The organism is Tenacibaculum dicentrarchi (genome assembly GCF_964036635.1).
In the GTDB taxonomy this organism is placed as follows: Bacteria; Bacteroidota; Bacteroidia; order Flavobacteriales; family Flavobacteriaceae; genus Polaribacter; species Polaribacter dicentrarchi.
Window position 1 is genome coordinate 62,695 of sequence record NZ_OZ038524.1, and the last position, 18,583, is coordinate 81,277.

Here is an 18,583-nt window from a genome sequence, read left to right on the forward strand (position 1 = left end):
ATGAAAATAATCGGTTTTATAGTTTTCTTTTTCCTGTGTACAACATATACTTGCTTCGCAGAAAAAAATAGTGACACTATACTTTCAAATACTATAGATAAAAAAGAACTCACTTTTTTTAAAATTAAAAAATACCTTAAAGATAAGCTATTTACATATGAAGAAATAGAAAGACTTGAAAGAGCATTAAAAGAAGCTATAATAGCAAAAAATAATGTAAGAAGACTTGAAATATTAAATCAGATAGGGAATTTTTATAGCCAACAAGATAACCTTCGAGAAGCCTTAAATTATCATCAACAAGTGTTAGATATTGTACCTAACACAAAAAATCAAAACAGCGATGTTAAACGAAGTACTAGTATTGCAATAAATAGTATTGCTATCATTTATGTATCTTTAAAACAATATGAAAGAGCTTTAGATTTATTTAATCAATCGATTCCTATACAAAAAAATATAGGAGATATTAGTGGTTTAGCAGTCACTTATCAACAGCGAGGAGTTACATATCAAAAAATTGGAAATTTAGATAAAGCATTAGCTGATTTTAAAAAATCGTTAGCCTATAATACAGAGGATGAAGATAAGCTAATTACAGTAATTTGTCATAATAGTATAGCTAATGTTTTAATTTTAAAAAGGAAATATAAAGCAGCTCATACTTGTTTAATAGAAACTTTAACATTTGCTGAAAAATTGGCTAATAGTGATATTTTATCAAAAGTATATAATAGTTTAGGTTGGGTGTTTTTAAAATTAAAAAAATATAAAAAGGCTAATTATTACTTAGATAAATCATTAGAAATAGGATTGAAAAACAATAACGTATCAATTTTAGAAAGTTGTTATGAGCATTTATCAGAATTAAATAAACAAACAGAAAATTATAAACAAGCACTAAATTATCATCAAAAATCAATAGAAATAGCAAAAAAAACATTTAATGATAAGAATATTCGGTATGTAAATAGTCTTATTAATAAATACGATGTTGAAGTAAGTGCTAATAAAATAAAAAAATTAGCGATTGAAAATAAAATAGCTAAAATAAAACACATTCGAAATAGAAATATTTTAATTATAGTATTAATGTTGCTTGCTTTTTTTGGCTTTTTATTATATTCAATATACAGACAGCGTTTGTTGAAAAATGAAAAACAAATATTACTGTTAGAGCAAAAAACGTTAAGAATTCAAATGAATCCTCACTTTGTGTTTAATGCCCTGAATTCGATTAAATTATATATTATTAATAACGAACAAAAAAATGCGGTGTATTATTTGAATAAATTTTCAAAATTAATGCGTAACATTTTAGAGTCGACCATAATAAAAGAAGTTACTTTAAATGAAGAACTCAAAACAATGAATTTGTATATGAGTATTGAAAATATTAGACTTTCAAATGCTATAACATATACTCAAAATATTAACGAATCTGTAAATTTAGATAGAATTAAAGTTCCTCCATTAATCTTACAACCTTTTCTAGAAAATGCAATTTGGCATGGATTATCGTCAAAAAAAGGAAGTAAAAAATTAGAAATATCTATTTTTAAAATAGGTGAAGAGTTTATTAAAGTTGAAATAGAAGATAATGGTATTGGTAGAAGAGAAGCGCTTAGAATTAAAAATAATAAGACGTTAAATCGAAAATCAATAGGAATTTACTTAACCAAAGAGCGATTGAAAAACTTTTCCACACAATTTCAAAATGATTATTCGTTAATTTATATTGATTTGCTAGACGAAAATGGTAAGGCAAAAGGCACAAAAGTTTCTTTAAAAATACCTTTGTATTAAGAGTCTATTTAAATTTTATTTTAAAAAAAATGTAACAAAAAATAAGAAATCGAATCTGTCAAACTGAATTTAGTTAGCTTAAGTTTTGCATTCTGATTTGCCGTAGTTTTTAGCTTTTTTTTTGATAACTCTTGTCAATTTGATTGATTTTAATGACTAAAAGGAATTAAAATTGTATCGAGAATTTGAATTCTTTTATCTTTATTTAGATGATAAAAAAGTTCTCGATACAATTTTTTATTTTAACGTTGTTTTACTTCAATAATTTTAACAGGACAAGCTTTTTTAGCTTCTAATGATGCTTCAAAAATACTATCGTCAGGGTTTTTTATCGTAAAAAAACCTTTTTTTTCTAAAGAATGTAACAGTACTGATTTCCCATCTTTTTTAGACATTTGAAACTGTGCAGGTGCAACTTCTACACAATAGTTACAACCAATACATTTCTTTCTTTGCAATGTAATTACAACCATTTATTGCCTTTTTTTATCTTTAAATTATATAAATTTATCTTGTTAATTTTTAGCAAATTCAGTTTTTACAATTTTATATAATTTATCCGAAGCACGAATTTTGAAGTCTAATTTCATGGTAACTTCATCTCCTTTAGTGGCTGTTTGTGCTTCTTTATCATCAACAAACATACTTTTTAATTCCATTTCTTGAGCGCCTGTAGTAGGTCCTGTAATTAAAATGGTATCGCCAATTGTTAGGTCGTAGGCTTCAATTTTAAATTGTCCAATTTCAGCTTTTGAAAAATAGTGCATTCCTTTACCAAGATATACTTTTTTCTGAGTAGCATGTGAACCAGGTTCTTTACTCCATTCGCCTAATTTTTGCCCTAAATAATAGCCATTCCAAAACCCACGATTGTATACTTTTTCAAGTTCTTGCATCCAGCCGATAACTTTTTCTTTGCTGTAAGTTCCTTTGGCAATATCATCAATTGCTTCTCGGTAACATTTAATCACTTTCGCTACATATTCAGGCGCTCTTCCTCGTCCTTCAATTTTTAGGACTTTAATTCCTGCATCGGCAACTTGGTCAAGAAAATCAATAGTACATAAATCTTTTGGCGACATAATATATTCGTTATCTAATTCCATTTCGAAACCAGATTCTTGGTCAATTACGGTATATTTTTTACGGCAGTTTTGTTTACAAGCACCTCTATTTGCTGATGAATTATGCGAATGTAAACTCATATAACATTTACCCGAAACCGCCATACATAAAGCACCGTGTCCGAATATTTCAACTTCGAGTAAACGTCCTGCAGGTCCTTTGATAGCTTCTTTTTCAATTTGTTCAGTAATACTTTTTACCTGACGCAAACTAAGTTCTCTACTCAATACAATTGTATCGGCAAACATTGCGTAAAACTTCACAGTTTCAATGTTTGTAATATTAATTTGTGTTGAAATATGCACTTCCATTTGTGCAGTTCTTGCCATGGCAATTACCGCTTGATCCATAGCGATTACGGCTGTAATATTTGCTTTTTTAGCACTATTTATCAAGGTTTTTACAATTGATAAATCATGGTCATATACAATAGTATTTAAAGTTAAATAGGTTCTAACTCCTTTTTCTGAACAACGTTTTGAAATTTCGTCTAAATCATCTAAGGTAAAATTCACGGTTGCTCTAGCGCGCATATTTAATTGCTCTACCCCAAAATAGATAGAATCACAACCATTATCTAAGGCAGCCTGTAACGATTCGAAGTTACCAGCAGGTGCCATTAATTCTATTTTTTGCATTATTTCTTGAATTTTAGCACTTCAGAGCGTCCTTTTTTGAAGATTTTATTACTAGCATGTGTACCTTTTCGCAAGGCTTTTTGTTCTTCCCAAGATAATTGAATAATTTCCTGACAATCGGTTGAACAGGTATTTTCTGTTTTTTCAGCACATTCATCACATTGAATAAACAATAAATGACAACCTTCATTGGCACAATTGGTGTGATTATCGCAAGATTTCCCACATTGATGACAATTAGAAACTACATCATCGGTAATTCGTTCAGCTCTTCTGTGGTCAAAAACAAAATTTTTACCGATAAATTTATTTTCGATTCCCTCATCTTTTACCTGACGCGTATATTCAATAATTCCGCCTTCTAGCTGAAAAACATTTTTAAAACCTTTGTGTTTGTAATATGCCGATGCTTTTTCGCAACGGATTCCACCAGTACAATACATCAATAGATTTTTATCTTCTTTGTTATCTTTTAAATCTTGTTCAATAATATCTAATGAATCTCTAAAAGTATCAACATCGGGTGTTACTGCACCGTCAAAATGACCAATTTCACTTTCGTAATGATTTCGCATATCTACACAAACCGTGTTTGGGTTTGCTAGCATTTCATTAAAATCTTTGGCATTTAAGTGCACACCTTTATTGGTTACATCAAAAGTTTCATCATTTAAACCATCAGCAACAATTTTTTTACGAACCTTTACTTTTAGTTTTAAAAACGATTTATTGTTATGCTCAACAGCTACATTTAATCGAATATCTTTTAAAAATGAAATAGCATCTAATTGTTCTTTTAGGGCTAAGAAATTTTCAGAAGCTACTGATATTTGGGCGTTAATTCCTTCGTAAGAAACGTAGGTTCTACCTAAAACATCTAATTCGTTCCATTCTAAGAACAATTTATCTCTAAAAAGTTGAGGGTTTTCTATTTTATAATACTGATAAAATGAAATAGTAATACGGTCTTTCCCTGCTTCATCGATTAAAGCAGCACGCTCATTAGCGCTTAATTTATTGTACAGTTGCATGCTATACTTGTTTTTAAGTGATACAAAATGTGATGATTTATATAAAAAATCAATACAAATGTACTATTTTTTTATACTTTACTGTTTAAAAATAGACTTTTTGAAGTAATTTGATATTTTTTAAGGTTTTTTAAAAAATATCAGAGTAAACTATTAAAAGTGATTTGTTTTTTTTAAATCTTTGTATAAAAATAGTAACTTATTATAAAATAATAAAAATGAAAGTAGCAGTTGTAGGAGCCACAGGAATGGTCGGTAATGTAATGTTACAAATATTAGCAGAACGTAATTTTCCTGTAACAGAATTAATTCCTGTTGCATCGGAACGTTCGGTAGGAAATCAAATTGAATTTAAAGGAAAAAAATATTCGGTTGTAGGTTTGCAAACAGCCGTAGCTATGAAACCTGATGTAGCATTGTTTTCAGCAGGAGGCGAAACCTCTTTAATTTGGGCACCTAAATTTGCCGAAGCAGGAACAACCGTTATTGATAATTCATCGGCATGGAGAATGGATGATACTAAGAAATTAGTCGTTCCTGAAATTAACGGAAATGTTTTAACTGCTCAGGATAAAATAATAGCAAACCCGAATTGTTCGACCATTCAATTAGTGATGGCGTTAGGACCTTTACATGAAAAATATAAGATGAAACGTGTGGTGATTTCTACCTATCAATCGGTTTCAGGAACGGGCGTAAAAGCGGTTCAGCAATTAGATAATGAAGAGGCAGGGATTGATGGCGAAATGGTATATCCACATCCAATTGGAAGAAATGCCTTGCCACATTGCGATGTGTTTTTAGAAAACGGTTATACCAAAGAAGAAATGAAATTAGTCAAAGAACCAAAAAAGATTTTAGGCGATGATTCTTTTTCTGTAACAGCAACCGCAGTTCGAATTCCTACGGCAGGCGGACATTCAGAAGCTGTAAATGTGCAGTTTGAAAATGATTTCGACTTAGCAACTGTACGTGAAATTTTAGGTAAAACCGACGGTATAATTGTACAAGATGATGTGCAAAATAATGTATATCCGATGCCAATTTTGGCACATAATAAAGATGAAGTTTTTGTAGGACGAATCCGAAGAGATGAATCGCAACCAAACACCTTAAATATGTGGATAGTTGCCGATAATTTACGAAAAGGAGCCGCCACAAACACCATTCAAATTGCCGAATATTTAGTGGCTAATAAGTTACTTTAGTTTTAAGAGATAATTTTATAGGTTGATTAATTTTATCGCTTGTTTTATATATAGTTAAAATCCTGTGTTTATAGCACAGGATTTTTTTATTTTTGAAAGATGAATGAAAATCAGATAATAGAAAACACGATTACCTTTGTAAAAAAAACCTTGCAAGGAGCAGAAGCCGGGCATGATTGGTTTCATATAGAACGTGTTTATAAAAATGCGTTGTTAATTGCTAAGGATGAAAAGGTAGATATTTTTATAGTATCGTTAGGTGCTTTACTACACGATATTGCCGATGCTAAATTTTATAATGGCGATGAAACAATTGCTCCTAAAATGGCGCGTCAATTTTTAGAAAATCAGCAATTAAATGAATCAATAATTCTTCATATAGAAAATATTATTAAACATATCTCCTTTAAAATCAGCTTAGATAAGTTGTCATCAGCTCAAAAATTTAGCTCCCCAGAATTGGCGGTAATTCAAGATGCCGATAGGTTAGATGCAATTGGCGCTATCGGAATTGCCCGTTGTTTTAATTACGGCGGCTTTAAAAACCGTGGTTTATACGACCCTGAAATACCTGCAAATTTAAAGATGACAAAAACCGAATATAAAAATTCAACAGCTCCAACAATTAATCATTTTTATGAAAAATTATTGCTTTTAAAAGATAAAATGAATACTAAAACAGCTAAAAAAATTGCCCTTGCTAGGCATGAATATATGCAGGATTTTTTAACTCAATTTGATGCTGAAATTAATGGTGTATTGTAATTTTTAGAGCTTATTAGAATATAAAAAAGCAGCTAGTTTTCTAGCTGCTTCTTAAAAATTAAACAGGCTCTTATTCTCCTGGAAAATTTGGTTTTCTTTTTTCTAAAAAAGCTGTTGTTCCTTCTTTAAAATCAGCTGTAGAAAAAGAATCGCCAAACTCGGCAATTTCAGTTTCGTAGCCATTAATTCCGTCTTTAAAATTATCGTTAACAGCTCTAATTGCAGCACTAATTGCTACCGATGAATTACGCATTATTTTACCTGCTAATTTTTCTGCTAAAGGCAGTAATTCCTCTTGAGGAACTACATAATTTACTAAGCCCCAATTTTTTGCTTGTTCAGCAGAAATCATAGCTGCGGTCATAATTAATTCCATTGCTTTTCCTTTACCAACTAATTGAGGCAAGCGTTGTGTGCCTCCGTAGCCAGGAATTACCCCTAAAGAAACTTCAGGTAAGCCCATTTTTGCATTGTCAGAAGCAATTCTAAAATGACAAGCCATTGCCAATTCTAATCCGCCACCTAAGGCAAAACCATTAATAACTGCAATTACAGGGGTTGATAAATTTTCAACTAAATCAAATAACGATTCCTGCCCAAATTTAGCTAACCTTTCACCTTCTTCTGTAGTAAAATTTGCAAATTCTGAAATATCTGCACCCGCTACAAAGGCTTTTTCTCCGCTTCCAGTAATAATGATTGTTTTTACGCTAGTATCATCTTCTAAATTTTCAAAAACAGTACTTAATTCGTTAATGGTAGCACTGTTTAAAGCATTTAACTTTTTAGGTCTGTTAATGGTAATTGTTGCTAATCCGTTAGCGGTTTTTACTAAAATGTTTTCGAAATTCATATGATTAAGTTTTTGGTAAAATTACAGTGAAAATAGTTCCAATTCCTTCTGTTGATGTGAAGTTAATAGAACCATCATAGGCTTCAATTATATTTTTTATCATGGCTAAACCTAAGCCCATTCCACTTGTTTTTGTGGTAAATTTAGGTTCAAAAATTAATTCTTTATTTTTAGTTGTAATACCTTTTCCGTTATCAGAAACGGTAATTTTTACGTTATTTCCTTCGGATGTTACTTTTACTTCAATTCTCGGATTTTTTTCATCTTCTTTAATTGCTTGTGTAGCGTTTTTAACTAAGTTTGTTAAAACTCTAATTAATTGTGTTTTATCTAAATAGGCAAATAATTCGGGTTCTTTGGGAACAAAATAAATGTAATCTTCGGTAAAAATATCTAACGAATGTTTTACAACATCTACGACATCGAGTTTTTCACGACGCTGTGTGGGCATTTTTGCAAAATCAGAAAATGCAGAAGCAATAGCACTCATTACATCAATTTGTTGAATAAGTGTTTCGCTATATTCAGCTAGTTTATCTTTAATTTTTGGATCTTCAGGATTAAATCTTCTTTCAAAACTTTGTACCGATAAGCGCATCGGTGTTAGCGGATTTTTAATTTCATGTGCCACCTGTTTTGCCATTTCTCGCCAGGCTTGTTCTCGTTCGCTTTTGGCTAGTTTTACGGCGCTTTCTTCTAGTTGATCAATCATATTATTATACGAATCAACTAATGAATTTATCTCTGAACTTGCCGAATTTAAAGTGATTTTTTCGTTTCGTTGATTTAAACGTGTTTCTTTAATTTTTTCAGAAATCGTTTGAATAGAGCGTGTAATATAGCTCGATAAAAAATATGCCAATGCAATAGCAATAACAAACATCAGTAAATAGACAAGCAATAAACGTGATATAAATTCTCGTAATTCCTGCTTTTGCTCTTCGTTATCTTGGGCTATTTGCAGCTCTAAAAGTCCAATTCGTTTAAAGCGGGTATCGTTTATATAGGTATATGATGATTGATAAGTAATTCCTTTATTATTTCGGCTTTTTAAAATTTTATGATTGGAATTATTAGCCAGTTCAGTAACAATTTCTGTGGTTAAATTGGGTGCTTTTTTTTGATCAAAATTATAGGGAATTGACGATTTTAAAAGCCGCCCATTCATGTCGTACATTGACACGGTTAATTTATGAACATAGGCGATATCGTAAATTCGGTCTTGAAATATTTTGGCTAAATTATCGGTGGTAATCGGGTAAGTTGTTTTGCGTTTTAACTCAATTTCTATATCGTGTTTTGTAGCGCTTTCTTTCCTATTAAAGCGCTGAATATTATAGTCTTGGGTTTGTTCGCCGTATTGAATTATGGTTACTGTAACAATTAAAACCGATGCCAATAATACCAATAATATCATGGAAAGGAAAATTCTAATCTGTAGTGATATGTTATTGATTTTTAGCAAATTGTGTGGTTTTTAGGGTTTACGCTTTTTCTTCCTTACTATGTAAAAGTCGGGTTAATTTAATTGATAAATCTAACAAAATAATTTTAGGATTACCGTTTCTCTCAATATGATATTGCGCATCATTTAGTTCTTTATCAATAATTAAAATATTTCCGCTATGAATAAAAGGTGCGAATTTTGCTAATTGAAAATTAGGTGTTTTTGTTTCTAAAAAGACCAAATCATTTGCGCCATAATTTAATAATAATGCTTGTCTAAAAAATTGCAAGCAATATTGTAAAAACTGTTTTTGTGTTTCTCGTCCTGCTTTTGCAATGGTTTCTGACCAGTCTATTAAATCTTGAATAACAGCCGCATTTCCTTTGGCTTTAAAAGCGGCACGAATCCAAGTAATAAACCATTGTTCAAAAATTAAATCGTTCGAATTATTGTTTAAAATATGCAGTGCTTTGTTGTAATTTCCTTCGGATTGATGCGCTATTTTAATGGCTTCATTTTCTGATACCTGTTTGTTTTTAACCAAGGCATTGGCAATATCAGCTTCGCTTAAAGCAGGGAAATTTAATGCCTGACAGCGCGATTTTATGGTGTTTATAATTTGCTCTTCATCTTCGGTTATCAGTATAAAAACTGTTTTTTCGGGCGGTTCTTCAATAAGTTTTAATAATTTGTTTGCCGAAGCGATATTCATTTTTTCTGCCATCCAAATTATCATCACTTTAAAACCACCTTCGTATGATTTTAATTGCAGTTTTTTAACAATATCAAAAGCTTCATCAACTCCAATTTGACCTTGTTTATTTTCAACCCCAATTTGTTGTGACCAATTAAAAAGACTTCCGTAGGGTTGTTTTTCAATAAAAGAACGCCAATCGGCTAAAAATAAATTACTAACAGGGTGTTTTTTTACCGCATCGTTGGTGGTTACAGGAAAAGCAAAATGCAAATCAGGATGTTGTAATTTGTTGCATTTTAAATTGCAAGCATCCGCATTATTTGACGAATTACATAGCAAATACTGGGCGTAGGCAATTGCCATAGGCAGCGTTCCTGAACCCTCTTTACCAACAAAAAGTTGTGCGTGAGGTATTCGGTTGTTATCCGCAGATTGCTGTAAATGTTTTTTAATATGTTCTTGCCCTATAATTTTATCGAAAGTCATGCAACAAATATAAGATTTCAAATAATAGCAAAATACACCAAGCAATCAATAAAAAGAAATAGCAAGATTGTTACAGACTAATTGTTTAGAATCGTTCTATTTTAGTATCTTTGTTAGTCAATATTATACGTATTATTTTGAGTTCAATTGCAAGTTTACAAATTGGTGAGAGTGGAATTATATCCGAAGAATCATTAGATGTTATTCCTTTAAAATTATTAGAAATGGGCTGTTTGCCTGGAACAGAAGTCGAATTGTTGCAAATTGCGCCCTTAAAAGATCCGATATATATCTGCGTAAACGGAAGCCATTTAGCAATTCGAAAAGAGATGGCTAGCCAAATTTTAATTACCAAAATTTAACGGATATAATCAATGAGTAAACGTATAAAAGTAGCATTAATAGGAAACCCGAACACAGGAAAAACTTCTTTATTTAATCAATTAACAGGCTTAACTCAAAAAGTTGGAAATTATCCTGGGGTTACAGTTGATAAAAAATCAGGAACTTGCCAATTATCAGAAAATAGCACAGCAATTATTACCGATTTACCAGGAACTTATAGTATTAATCCAACTTCGATGGATGAAAGCATTGTTTTAAAAAGTTTGCTAAATTCAAATGAAGACGAAAAACCAGACGTAATTGTAATTGTTGCCGATGTTGAAAATTTAAAGCGAAACTTATTGCTTTTTTCTCAAATTCAAGATTTAGAAATTCCGATCATTTTAGCCTTAAATATGGCGGATCAAATGAAAACTAAAGGGATTTCTATTGATATTGAAAATTTAGAAAAAGAATTACATACCAAAGTGGTTTTAATATCTGCTAGAAAAAATCAAGGAATTGATGTTCTAAAACAAGCAATAGAAAAGTATGATAATTTAGAAGTATATTCTAATTTTAAGGAAATCACCACTAAAATTGATGCTGATTATTTTGAAGAATTAGCTCAAAAAAGCACTAAATTTTCAGTCTATGAATTATGGATGATGCTTACAAAACAGCATAGCTCTTTACTTTACTCAACCGAAAAAAAAGCCTTAGAATTGTTTAGCCATGATGTATCTAAACAAAAAAAATACCAGCACAAAGAAACCATTTATCGCTATCAGAAAATAAATGATACTTTAAAGAAAACCTATCAAATTGACGCTTCAAAAGCAACAGATATTCGTTCAAAATTAGATACTATTTTTACCCATAAAATATTCGGATATTTCATTTTCTTCGGATTATTATTATTGATATTTCAATCGGTTTTTGAGTGGGCATCTGCTCCGATGGATTTTATTGACGGTTTATTTGCGAGTATTTCAGACCTTGCCAAATCGAATTTACCAGTAGGAATGTTTACCGATTTGTTATCCGAAGGAATTATCCCTGGAATAGGCGGAGTGCTTATTTTTATTCCGCAAATAGTTATTTTATTTTTTTTCATCGCCATTTTAGAAGAAACAGGCTATATGAGTCGGGTGGTTTTTTTAATGGATAAAATTATGCGTCGTTTTGGAATGAGTGGTAAAAGTGTTTTTCCATTAATTTCGGGAACAGCCTGTGCAATTCCTGCAATTATGGCAACCCGAACAATTACAAGCTGGAAAGAGCGTTTAATAACCATTTTAGTAACACCATTTACTACCTGTGCGGCGCGTTTGCCAGTATATGCTATTTTAATTGCCTTGATAATTCCTGATACTAAATTGTTTGGTTTTATAGGTTTACAGGGTTTAACTTTGTTAGGATTATATGCGCTTGGTTTTGGTTCGGCAATTATTGGTGCGTATATTTTACATAAAACATTAAAGATAAAAAACACCTCATTTTTTGTAATGGAAATGCCTAATTATAAAATTCCATCAGTAAAAAATGTATTTTTTGATGTATTGGAAAAAACCAAAGCCTTTGTTTTTGATGCAGGAAAAATTATTTTAGCGATTTCAATTGTATTGTGGTTTTTAGCTTCTAACGGAGCTTCGAATTTTAAAAATGCCGAAAAAAATGTTACAGAAAATACAGCAAATCAGCAGTTGTCAAAACAAGAATTATCACAAAAAATAGCTTCTATAAAATTAGAAAATTCTTATATCGGAATGGCAGGGAAAGCAATTGAACCAATTGTAAAACCGCTTGGTTATGATTGGAAAATAGGTATCGGATTAATTGCTTCTTTTGCAGCAAGAGAGGTTTTTATCGGAACATTGGCAACTATTTATAGCGTTGAAAATAATGATGATAATATCGCTACGATTAAAGCAAAAATGGCCTCTGAAATAAACGAAGAAACGGGAGAAAAACGCTTCAATTTTGCTACAGGAATGTCATTATTATTGTTTTATGCTTTCGCAATGCAATGTATGGGAACTTTAGCAATTGTTAAAAGAGAAACTAAAAGTTGGAAATGGCCAATGCTACAACTTTTTGGAATGGGATCTTTGGCATATTTATCGGCTTTTTTAGCCTATCAAATACTACGATAGATAATGCAAGAAATTATAACGTATATAGCTGTAGGTTTTGCAGTATTGTTTTTAGTAAATAAATTTTTTATTAAAGATAAACAGCAAAAAGGCTGCGCTACGAATTGCGATTGTTCTTCATAGAAAAGAGTGTCTAATTTTGTTTTGAAATAAACAATTAATGTATTTTTGTGGTATTATAATTGACTATTTAGTTAAAATACAATTCATTTAAAATTAAAACATGAAAAAAACACTTTTAATAGCGGTACTTTTTATCGGTTCATTTGCACAGGCACAACAAGAAGTTAAGGTAGATCTTTTAGATGCTTTGGCGCTTAAAACAGTAGAAGTTTCTTATGAATATTACACTACCGAACGTTCATCAGTAGGGCTTTCAACATTGATTAATTTTGAAAAAAAATCCAAAGATTTTAGATATAATGAAAACTGGATGATTACGCCTTATTTCCGTCATTATTTTACAGATAATAGCAATTGGAATTATTTTGGAGAGGTTTTTATGGGAATTAACGGTGGCGAAAAAGACAAAAAAGTTGAAACAGCGGGAGTTGTTGAAAACATAGAAGAAAAATATACCGATGGTGCTTTAGGTTTGGCAATTGGATCTAAATATGTGTCATCAGGTGGTTTTGTACTTGATGTTTATGCAGGTTTAGGAAGAAATATGTTTACCTCAAAATCACCAGTTGTTGTGCCTAGAGTTGGTATCAATTTAGGATATAGATTTTAGAAATTTCATCTTTTTTTGATGAAAAATCAACAATAGAAAGTTAAATAAAAACCCCGATATATATCTTTTGAAAGATGTATATCGGGGTTTTTATTTCTAGTGGTAAAAGTCTTTTTTTAAGCGCTTTTTTGCTTTTTCATCTGAAAAATATTCGCAATAATAAAACTGATAATTGCTGGTAAAACCCATCCTAAATTATGGGTTGCTAGCGGAATAAAATTTTTGATAGCTGCTAAATGTTCTTTATCAATAATAAAATCTAAAACATCAGGAATACTGAAAATTAAGGTAATATAAACTACTGCTTTAAAAACAATTCCTGAAGCATATTTATCAGCTAATAAGTTTAAAATAATTAAAACAATAGTAGTCGGATAAACAAGCATCAAGGCAGGTAGGGCAATATTTATGATGTATTTTACGTCAAACTGCCCAACTAAAACCCCTACAACACAGGCAAAAATAGCCGTTGCCATATATGCTTTATCCGAATTTTTGCAAATCCCTTTTATATAATCTGCTGTTCCTGTAATAAGCCCAACCGCTGTGGTAAAACATGCCAAGGCAACCAAAACACCTAAAAATAAGGTTCCAATATTTCCTAAAGTTTGCGAACTCAAAGTGCTTAAAACCTCTGAACGAGTGGCATCATCGGCAAAAACAGTGTTAAATAATGCACCGTTATAAATAAGCCCTGCGTAAATAACTAAAAGCCCTAAACCTGCTATAAAACCTGCTTTGGTAATTAAATCTTTTTTAATTTCGAAAGAGGTATTTTTATTAAAATTCATCGAAACAACCAACACACCACCAACAACCACGGCACCAATAGCGTCAAAAGTTTGATAGCCTTCTAGCAAACCGCTTACAAAAGGCGCATCGAATATTGAGGGGTTCATTGCGCTTGGCGTGGTAAATATTCCCACAATAATAATGGCTAATAATATAAATATAATTAAAGGAGTTAAAAACTTTCCTAATAAATCTAACACTTTATTTCTGTTCATTACAAAAATAAAAACCAAGCTGAAATAGAGCAAACTTGTTATTAAAGAACTGCTTTCAAAATAAGGAGCAATTGCCATTTCGTGAGTAACCGAAGCGGTTCTTGGGGAGGGTAAAGCCACTGCAATAGCATAGACAATTAGGCAGTAAGCGCTACTAAAAATAGGCGATACTTTTTTACCAAAATCGTACATAGTTCCTTGTAATTTTGCGTGGGCTAAAATTCCTAAAATAGGAATAAAAACGGCGGTAATAAAAAAACCAAGAGTTACCCAACTCCATAAATCAGCGGCATTTTTACCTAAATAAGGAGGTAATATTAAGTTTCCTGCGCCAAAAAACATAGAAAATAAAGCGAAACCTGTAACGTATATATCTTTCGTTTTGTTCATTTTTAAGTACTTTTATAAATATAAATAATGGTGAAATTAAAGGGGTGCAAAAGTATTAAAACTCTTCAAAAAATAGTGCTATTTTAAAATTTATGGAAAATTATATAATTTATAAAAATATTAAAATTTTTTACACCGAATTAGGCAAAGGAAAAGCCCTTGTTTTATTACATGGTTTTTTAGAAAGTTCCAAAATGTGGGAAGATGTGGTTTGTAATTTATCAAAAACAAATCGGGTAATTTGCATTGATTTATTGGGGCATGGAAAAACCGATTCTTTAGCTGAAATTCATACAATGCAAGCAATGGCTTTGGCGGTAAAATCGGTTTTAAAAACCTTAAATATTGAGCAATTTCATATAGTTGGTCATTCTATGGGAGGCTATGTGGCATTGGCGTTGTCTGAAAAATATCCGAAGAAAATAAAAGGAATATGCTTGTTAAATTCAAGCGCATCAGCCGATGATCAAAACAAAAAAAACGTACGTGAAAGAGCCTGTAAAATGGCAGAAAATAATTATGAAAGTTTGCTAAAAATGTCTATTTCTAATTTATTTACAGCAAAAAACAAGGCAGATTTTCCTGCAGAAATAGCACAAATGAAAAAAGAAGCCTTCAAAATTACGGCTCAAAGTTATATTTCGGCAAGCCAAGGAATGCGTATAAGAGCAAATACCGAAGCCGTTTTACAAGGCGTTGAAAACCGTTTAATTATTGCAGGGAAAAACGATTCAATATTAAATTTTAAAGAAATTTCCGAACAGGCAAAGCGCACAAATACGCCTTTATATGGGGTCAGTGGCGGGCATATGAGCCATATCGATAATAAAAAAAACTTGTTAAAAATCCTTCATAAATTTATTACAGATTAAGTTTTTTTGAAGCAATTTCCCGCTTTACGCACTCGCTTTTTTTGTTTTTTAAAAGGAAAAACAAAAAAGAGCTCAAACAAATGCTGCAATCGGGGCTAGGCATTGTGCTTTATTTTATAGTAGATTTTGTAAATTAGCATCAAACTATTTTAAACATGCACATTGATCACTTAGCCAAAGAAACTTCAATTTTAAATAAATTTTTAACAGAAATAAGAAGCGTTGAAATTCAAAAAGATTCCATGCGTTTTCGTAGAAATATTGAACGAATTGGTGAAATATTAGGCTATGAATTGAGTAAAAAATTAGCCACTAAAACCAATCAAGTTACAACACCTTTAGGCGTAAAAGAAATAGAAACACCTGTTAACGACATTATTTTATGCTCTATTTTAAGAGCAGGATTGCCTTTGCATAACGGATTGTTAAATTATTTTGATGATGCCGAAAATGCTTTTATATCGGCATACCGTCATCACCCGAATAACGATGACGAATTTGAAATTGTAGTAGAGTATTTTGCCTCGCCATCAATTGAAGGAAAAACCTTGTTATTGGTCGATCCTATGCTTGCTTCGGGGCGTTCGTTAGTAGCGGTTTACGATGCTATAAAAAAATATGGAACACCAAAAGAAATTCAAATAGTATCGGTTCTTGGTTCATCGGAAGGGGTAGAATATATTAGTAAATTTTTTCCTGAAAACACCCATTTATGGATTGCCGATATCGATAATGAATTGGACGATAAAGGATATATTGTACCAGGTTTAGGCGATGCTGGCGATTTAGCTTTTGGTACAAAAATGTAACATTATAAAAAATTAGCGATTATTGAACAGCTAAAAAACAACAATAATAGGGCATCGGAAATCCAACTTTTTTGAAATAATTCTATTCCATTGGCTAAAATAATGGCAATCGGAAAAAAAATAAATAACAATTCGGTGCCTGTTTTATGTGGTATTAAAAGTATAGTAATTAAAGCAATAAATAAGTGAATACAAGTTAAAATCCAATTTTTTCTAAAGGTGTTTAGTACCGATAATGCTTTTGGTGTTTTCAAAATTAGTGCATAAAAGACTAAAATAGCGATAAATAATATTGAAAATAAATGCTTTGTAGTTAAATAAAAATCAATATTATACGATAAATCCCAATCAAATAATTGGTGAAAAAGGGGCATTTCATTATTCCAAAAACAATAGCTGAAAAATAAAAAAATAACACTTGTAAAGCCTATAAAAGGAATTAATAATGTTTGATAATTAAAGTGCTCGTATAGGTAAATAGCGGTGTATAATAACACTGCAAAAAGTAGTGAATAAGGTTCTATTAAAAAAGAAATACCAAGCCATAACCCACCGTCAAATAGTTTAAATAAGCTGTTTTTAGCAGATTGTAAGCTGTAAACTTTTCGTAAAAAAAGTAAGATACTGAAACTTGCTAAAAAAGTTTTATCAAGGTGAATAATTTCAGGAAAAAAACCAGTAAGTAATACAAAAAATAAAAAGGCGTAAGAGTTATCAAAGGTTAATTTATTTTTAGTAATTATAAAATTAAAAACACTAAAAATAAGCAAGATACCTAGTAGTTCTTTTGCTGTTTCTAAGGAAATATCTTTGGTTACTAAGTTAAATGAAAAGTAACTTAAAAACAGTGCGAAAAGCACCATAAAATTAACAGGTTTTGATTTACCGAAAAAATTGGCTAACATAGTTTCTTTTTATACTTTTGCAAACATAAAGATAATCAAGTTATGTTAGGATTAAATATTTTCAGATTAATTGCAGATTTATTTACTTTTATATTACAACCTTTCAAATGGTTGCGATTAGAAGTTGCAAAAGGTGATTTAGGTTGGTGGACTTCAAATGCCGTAAACTGGGTGTTTGTTTTTATTTTAATACTATTATTCGGATACTGGATGTGGCAATCAGCTACTTTCTTGAAAGAAGGAACTGAAGATAAAGCTTAATTTACAGACACATTGGGAAGCAAAAATAAACTGAAACGTTTCAAAGAAAATGAAACGTTTGAAAACGTACTTCAACCTACGAGAGAAGAAGTAATAGGAAATTTTTCTTTAAAAGGAAAATGGAATACATTCTTTAAAAACGACAACCCTATAGTTTTAGAACTTGGTTGTGGTAAAGGAGAATATACCATTGCCTTAGCAGAAAAAAATCCAAATAAAAATTTTATAGGTATTGATATTAAAGGGGCTCGTTTTTGGCGTGGTGCTAAAACAGCTATCGAAAACGATATGCAAAATGTTGCCTTTATTAGAACCCAAATAGAATTAGTTGACCACATTTTTGCTGAAAATGAAGTTGATGAAATTTGGATAACTTTTCCCGATCCACAAATAAAATATCAACGTACAAAACATAGAATGACTAATACCGCATTCTTAAAAAGATACAATCATATTTTAAAACAAGACGGTATTATGAACTTAAAAACCGACAGCGAGTTTATGCACGGTTACACCTTAGGTTTATTACATGGTGAAAAACACGAAATTTTACATGCAAATCATAACGTTTACGTAAATGAAGGGGCACCAGAAGAAGTAACTTCTACGCAAACTTTTTACGAAAAACAATATTTAGAAAAAGGGAAACCTATTACTTATATCCGTTTTAAGTTAAAGTATTAACTTTATTTGCGTGAGTAGTAATCAAAATTTTTTCGAAAGAGTTTACCAAGTATCAAGGTTAATTCCTTATGGAAGAGTAACAAGTTATGGTGCTATTGCAAGGTATTTAGGAGCAGCCAAATCTGCACGAATGGTAGGTTGGGCAATGAATAATTCACATACCAAAGATGTTCCTGCACACAGAGTTGTAAATCGAGTTGGTTTGTTGACAGGAAAACATCATTTTGATGGAACAAACCTGATGCAGCAATTATTAGAAAGCGAAGGAGTTATTGTTATTGACAATCAAATACAAAATTTCGAAACTGTTTTTTGGAATCCAACAGATGAATTGTAAGCGGCTTTTACTTAAAGCTCAAAAGAATATAAATGATATAAAAATAGGA

General features: G+C 31.0%; 19 protein-coding genes. 11 read left to right on the forward strand and 8 right to left on the reverse strand.

Features of this window, described 5'->3' with window-relative positions; all coding sequences use genetic code 11:
• Positions 1–1,806, forward strand: coding sequence for a tetratricopeptide repeat-containing sensor histidine kinase (locus tag ABNT14_RS00255; protein ID WP_101901798.1), 1,806 nt, complete (start codon positions 1–3; stop codon positions 1,804–1,806).
• Positions 1,807–2,048: 242 nt separating this feature from the next.
• Here ABNT14_RS00255 and ABNT14_RS00260 read toward each other — a convergent pair whose 3' ends face one another.
• From ABNT14_RS00260 to ABNT14_RS00270, 3 genes are read right to left on the reverse strand one after another with little or no spacing between them, the layout of a single operon-like run.
• Complete coding sequence (locus ABNT14_RS00260; RefSeq protein WP_101901797.1) at positions 2,049–2,279, reverse strand: ferredoxin; 231 nt, start codon at positions 2,277–2,279, stop codon at positions 2,049–2,051.
• A gap of 42 nt (positions 2,280–2,321) precedes the next feature.
• Complete coding sequence (locus ABNT14_RS00265; protein ID WP_101901796.1) at positions 2,322–3,569, reverse strand: peptidase U32 family protein; 1,248 nt, start codon at positions 3,567–3,569, stop codon at positions 2,322–2,324.
• Complete coding sequence (locus ABNT14_RS00270) at positions 3,569–4,600, reverse strand: rhodanese-related sulfurtransferase (protein WP_101901795.1); 1,032 nt, start codon at positions 4,598–4,600, stop codon at positions 3,569–3,571. Before ABNT14_RS00270 ends, ABNT14_RS00265 begins: the two co-directional genes overlap by 1 nt.
• Before the next feature lie 218 nt (positions 4,601–4,818).
• On the opposite strand from ABNT14_RS00270, the gene ABNT14_RS00275 reads away from it, so the two are divergent.
• Both ABNT14_RS00275 and ABNT14_RS00280 read left to right on the forward strand, forming a co-directional pair.
• Positions 4,819–5,808: an aspartate-semialdehyde dehydrogenase gene (locus ABNT14_RS00275; RefSeq protein ID WP_101901794.1), complete on the forward strand. Its 990-nt coding sequence runs from the start codon at positions 4,819–4,821 to the stop codon at positions 5,806–5,808.
• A 99-nt stretch (positions 5,809–5,907) separates the two neighbouring features.
• Positions 5,908–6,573: an HD domain-containing protein gene (locus ABNT14_RS00280; RefSeq protein ID WP_101901793.1), complete on the forward strand. Its 666-nt coding sequence runs from the start codon at positions 5,908–5,910 to the stop codon at positions 6,571–6,573.
• A gap of 70 nt (positions 6,574–6,643) precedes the next feature.
• On the opposite strand, the gene ABNT14_RS00285 is transcribed toward ABNT14_RS00280, so the two are convergent.
• The 3 genes from ABNT14_RS00285 to ABNT14_RS00295 form a co-directional block, all read right to left on the reverse strand.
• Complete coding sequence (locus tag ABNT14_RS00285) at positions 6,644–7,426, reverse strand: enoyl-CoA hydratase/isomerase family protein (protein WP_101901792.1); 783 nt, start codon at positions 7,424–7,426, stop codon at positions 6,644–6,646.
• A 4-nt stretch (positions 7,427–7,430) separates the two neighbouring features.
• A complete protein-coding gene (locus tag ABNT14_RS00290; RefSeq protein ID WP_101901791.1) occupies positions 7,431–8,843 on the reverse strand; it encodes a sensor histidine kinase in 1,413 nt (470 codons plus the stop codon).
• Between the two features lie 67 nt (positions 8,844–8,910).
• On the reverse strand, positions 8,911–10,056 hold the full coding sequence (locus ABNT14_RS00295) for an ATP-binding protein (RefSeq protein WP_101901790.1): 1,146 nt from the start codon (positions 10,054–10,056) through the stop codon (positions 8,911–8,913).
• A gap of 137 nt (positions 10,057–10,193) precedes the next feature.
• On the opposite strand from ABNT14_RS00295, the gene ABNT14_RS00300 reads away from it, so the two are divergent.
• The 3 genes from ABNT14_RS00300 to ABNT14_RS00310 all read left to right on the forward strand — a co-directional run bounded on the left by ABNT14_RS00300 (position 10,194) and on the right by ABNT14_RS00310 (position 13,269).
• The gene (locus ABNT14_RS00300; protein ID WP_058884017.1) at positions 10,194–10,418 is read left to right on the forward strand and encodes a FeoA family protein; all 225 of its coding nucleotides are present in this window, start codon (positions 10,194–10,196) and stop codon (positions 10,416–10,418) included.
• A 12-nt stretch (positions 10,419–10,430) separates the two neighbouring features.
• Positions 10,431–12,536, forward strand: a complete 2,106-nt coding sequence (feoB, locus tag ABNT14_RS00305) for a ferrous iron transport protein B (protein ID WP_101901789.1) — start codon at positions 10,431–10,433, stop codon at positions 12,534–12,536.
• A gap of 223 nt (positions 12,537–12,759) precedes the next feature.
• Positions 12,760–13,269, forward strand: coding sequence for a DUF3575 domain-containing protein (locus tag ABNT14_RS00310; protein ID WP_058884019.1), 510 nt, complete (start codon positions 12,760–12,762; stop codon positions 13,267–13,269).
• A gap of 116 nt (positions 13,270–13,385) precedes the next feature.
• Here ABNT14_RS00310 and brnQ read toward each other — a convergent pair whose 3' ends face one another.
• On the reverse strand, positions 13,386–14,666 hold the full coding sequence (gene brnQ / locus ABNT14_RS00315; protein ID WP_101901787.1) for a branched-chain amino acid transport system II carrier protein: 1,281 nt from the start codon (positions 14,664–14,666) through the stop codon (positions 13,386–13,388).
• A 92-nt stretch (positions 14,667–14,758) separates the two neighbouring features.
• On the opposite strand from brnQ, the gene ABNT14_RS00320 reads away from it, so the two are divergent.
• Positions 14,759–15,538 (forward strand): alpha/beta fold hydrolase, encoded by a 780-nt coding sequence (locus ABNT14_RS00320; protein ID WP_101901786.1) that lies wholly within the window; start codon positions 14,759–14,761, stop codon positions 15,536–15,538.
• Positions 15,539–15,693: 155 nt separating this feature from the next.
• Positions 15,694–16,347 carry a uracil phosphoribosyltransferase gene (gene upp, locus ABNT14_RS00325; RefSeq protein WP_058884023.1) on the forward strand — a complete coding sequence of 218 codons (654 nt, stop codon included), beginning with the start codon at positions 15,694–15,696 and terminating at the stop codon, positions 16,345–16,347.
• A 2-nt stretch (positions 16,348–16,349) separates the two neighbouring features.
• On the opposite strand, the gene ABNT14_RS00330 is transcribed toward upp, so the two are convergent.
• Complete coding sequence (locus ABNT14_RS00330) at positions 16,350–17,252, reverse strand: DUF6427 family protein (protein WP_101901785.1); 903 nt, start codon at positions 17,250–17,252, stop codon at positions 16,350–16,352.
• A 42-nt stretch (positions 17,253–17,294) separates the two neighbouring features.
• Here ABNT14_RS00330 and ABNT14_RS00335 point away from each other — a divergent pair, with 42 nt between their 5' ends.
• The 3 genes from ABNT14_RS00335 to ABNT14_RS00345 are packed head-to-tail and all read left to right on the forward strand — an operon-like array spanning position 17,295 to position 18,534.
• Entirely contained in the window at positions 17,295–17,513 is a 219-nt protein-coding gene (locus ABNT14_RS00335) for a DUF6341 family protein (protein WP_101901783.1), read from the forward strand.
• Positions 17,514–17,525: 12 nt separating this feature from the next.
• Positions 17,526–18,197, forward strand: a complete 672-nt coding sequence (gene trmB / locus ABNT14_RS00340) for a tRNA (guanosine(46)-N7)-methyltransferase TrmB (RefSeq protein ID WP_101901781.1) — start codon at positions 17,526–17,528, stop codon at positions 18,195–18,197.
• 10 nt (positions 18,198–18,207) lie between these two features.
• Positions 18,208–18,534: an MGMT family protein gene (locus ABNT14_RS00345; RefSeq protein WP_101901778.1), complete on the forward strand. Its 327-nt coding sequence runs from the start codon at positions 18,208–18,210 to the stop codon at positions 18,532–18,534.
• Positions 18,535–18,583 lie beyond the last annotated feature (49 nt).

Excerpts from the sequence above, each read along its gene's own strand:
- ABNT14_RS00255 (WP_101901798.1), top strand. The coding sequence starts at position 1 with ATGAAAATAATCGGTTTTATAGTTTTCTTTTTCCTGTGTACAACATAT.
- ABNT14_RS00260 (WP_101901797.1), bottom strand. The coding sequence starts at position 2,279 with ATGGTTGTAATTACATTGCAAAGAAAGAAATGTATTGGTTGTAACTAT.
- ABNT14_RS00265 (WP_101901796.1), bottom strand. The coding sequence starts at position 3,569 with ATGCAAAAAATAGAATTAATGGCACCTGCTGGTAACTTCGAATCGTTA.
- ABNT14_RS00270 (WP_101901795.1), bottom strand. The coding sequence starts at position 4,600 with ATGCAACTGTACAATAAATTAAGCGCTAATGAGCGTGCTGCTTTAATC.
- ABNT14_RS00275 (WP_101901794.1), top strand. The coding sequence starts at position 4,819 with ATGAAAGTAGCAGTTGTAGGAGCCACAGGAATGGTCGGTAATGTAATG.
- ABNT14_RS00280 (WP_101901793.1), top strand. The coding sequence starts at position 5,908 with ATGAATGAAAATCAGATAATAGAAAACACGATTACCTTTGTAAAAAAA.
- ABNT14_RS00285 (WP_101901792.1), bottom strand. The coding sequence starts at position 7,426 with ATGAATTTCGAAAACATTTTAGTAAAAACCGCTAACGGATTAGCAACA.
- ABNT14_RS00290 (WP_101901791.1), bottom strand. The coding sequence starts at position 8,843 with ATGATATTATTGGTATTATTGGCATCGGTTTTAATTGTTACAGTAACC.
- ABNT14_RS00295 (WP_101901790.1), bottom strand. The coding sequence starts at position 10,056 with ATGACTTTCGATAAAATTATAGGGCAAGAACATATTAAAAAACATTTA.
- feoB (WP_101901789.1), top strand. The coding sequence starts at position 10,431 with ATGAGTAAACGTATAAAAGTAGCATTAATAGGAAACCCGAACACAGGA.
- ABNT14_RS00310 (WP_058884019.1), top strand. The coding sequence starts at position 12,760 with ATGAAAAAAACACTTTTAATAGCGGTACTTTTTATCGGTTCATTTGCA.
- brnQ (WP_101901787.1), bottom strand. The coding sequence starts at position 14,666 with ATGAACAAAACGAAAGATATATACGTTACAGGTTTCGCTTTATTTTCT.
- ABNT14_RS00320 (WP_101901786.1), top strand. The coding sequence starts at position 14,759 with ATGGAAAATTATATAATTTATAAAAATATTAAAATTTTTTACACCGAA.
- upp (WP_058884023.1), top strand. The coding sequence starts at position 15,694 with ATGCACATTGATCACTTAGCCAAAGAAACTTCAATTTTAAATAAATTT.
- ABNT14_RS00330 (WP_101901785.1), bottom strand. The coding sequence starts at position 17,252 with ATGTTAGCCAATTTTTTCGGTAAATCAAAACCTGTTAATTTTATGGTG.
- ABNT14_RS00335 (WP_101901783.1), top strand. The coding sequence starts at position 17,295 with ATGTTAGGATTAAATATTTTCAGATTAATTGCAGATTTATTTACTTTT.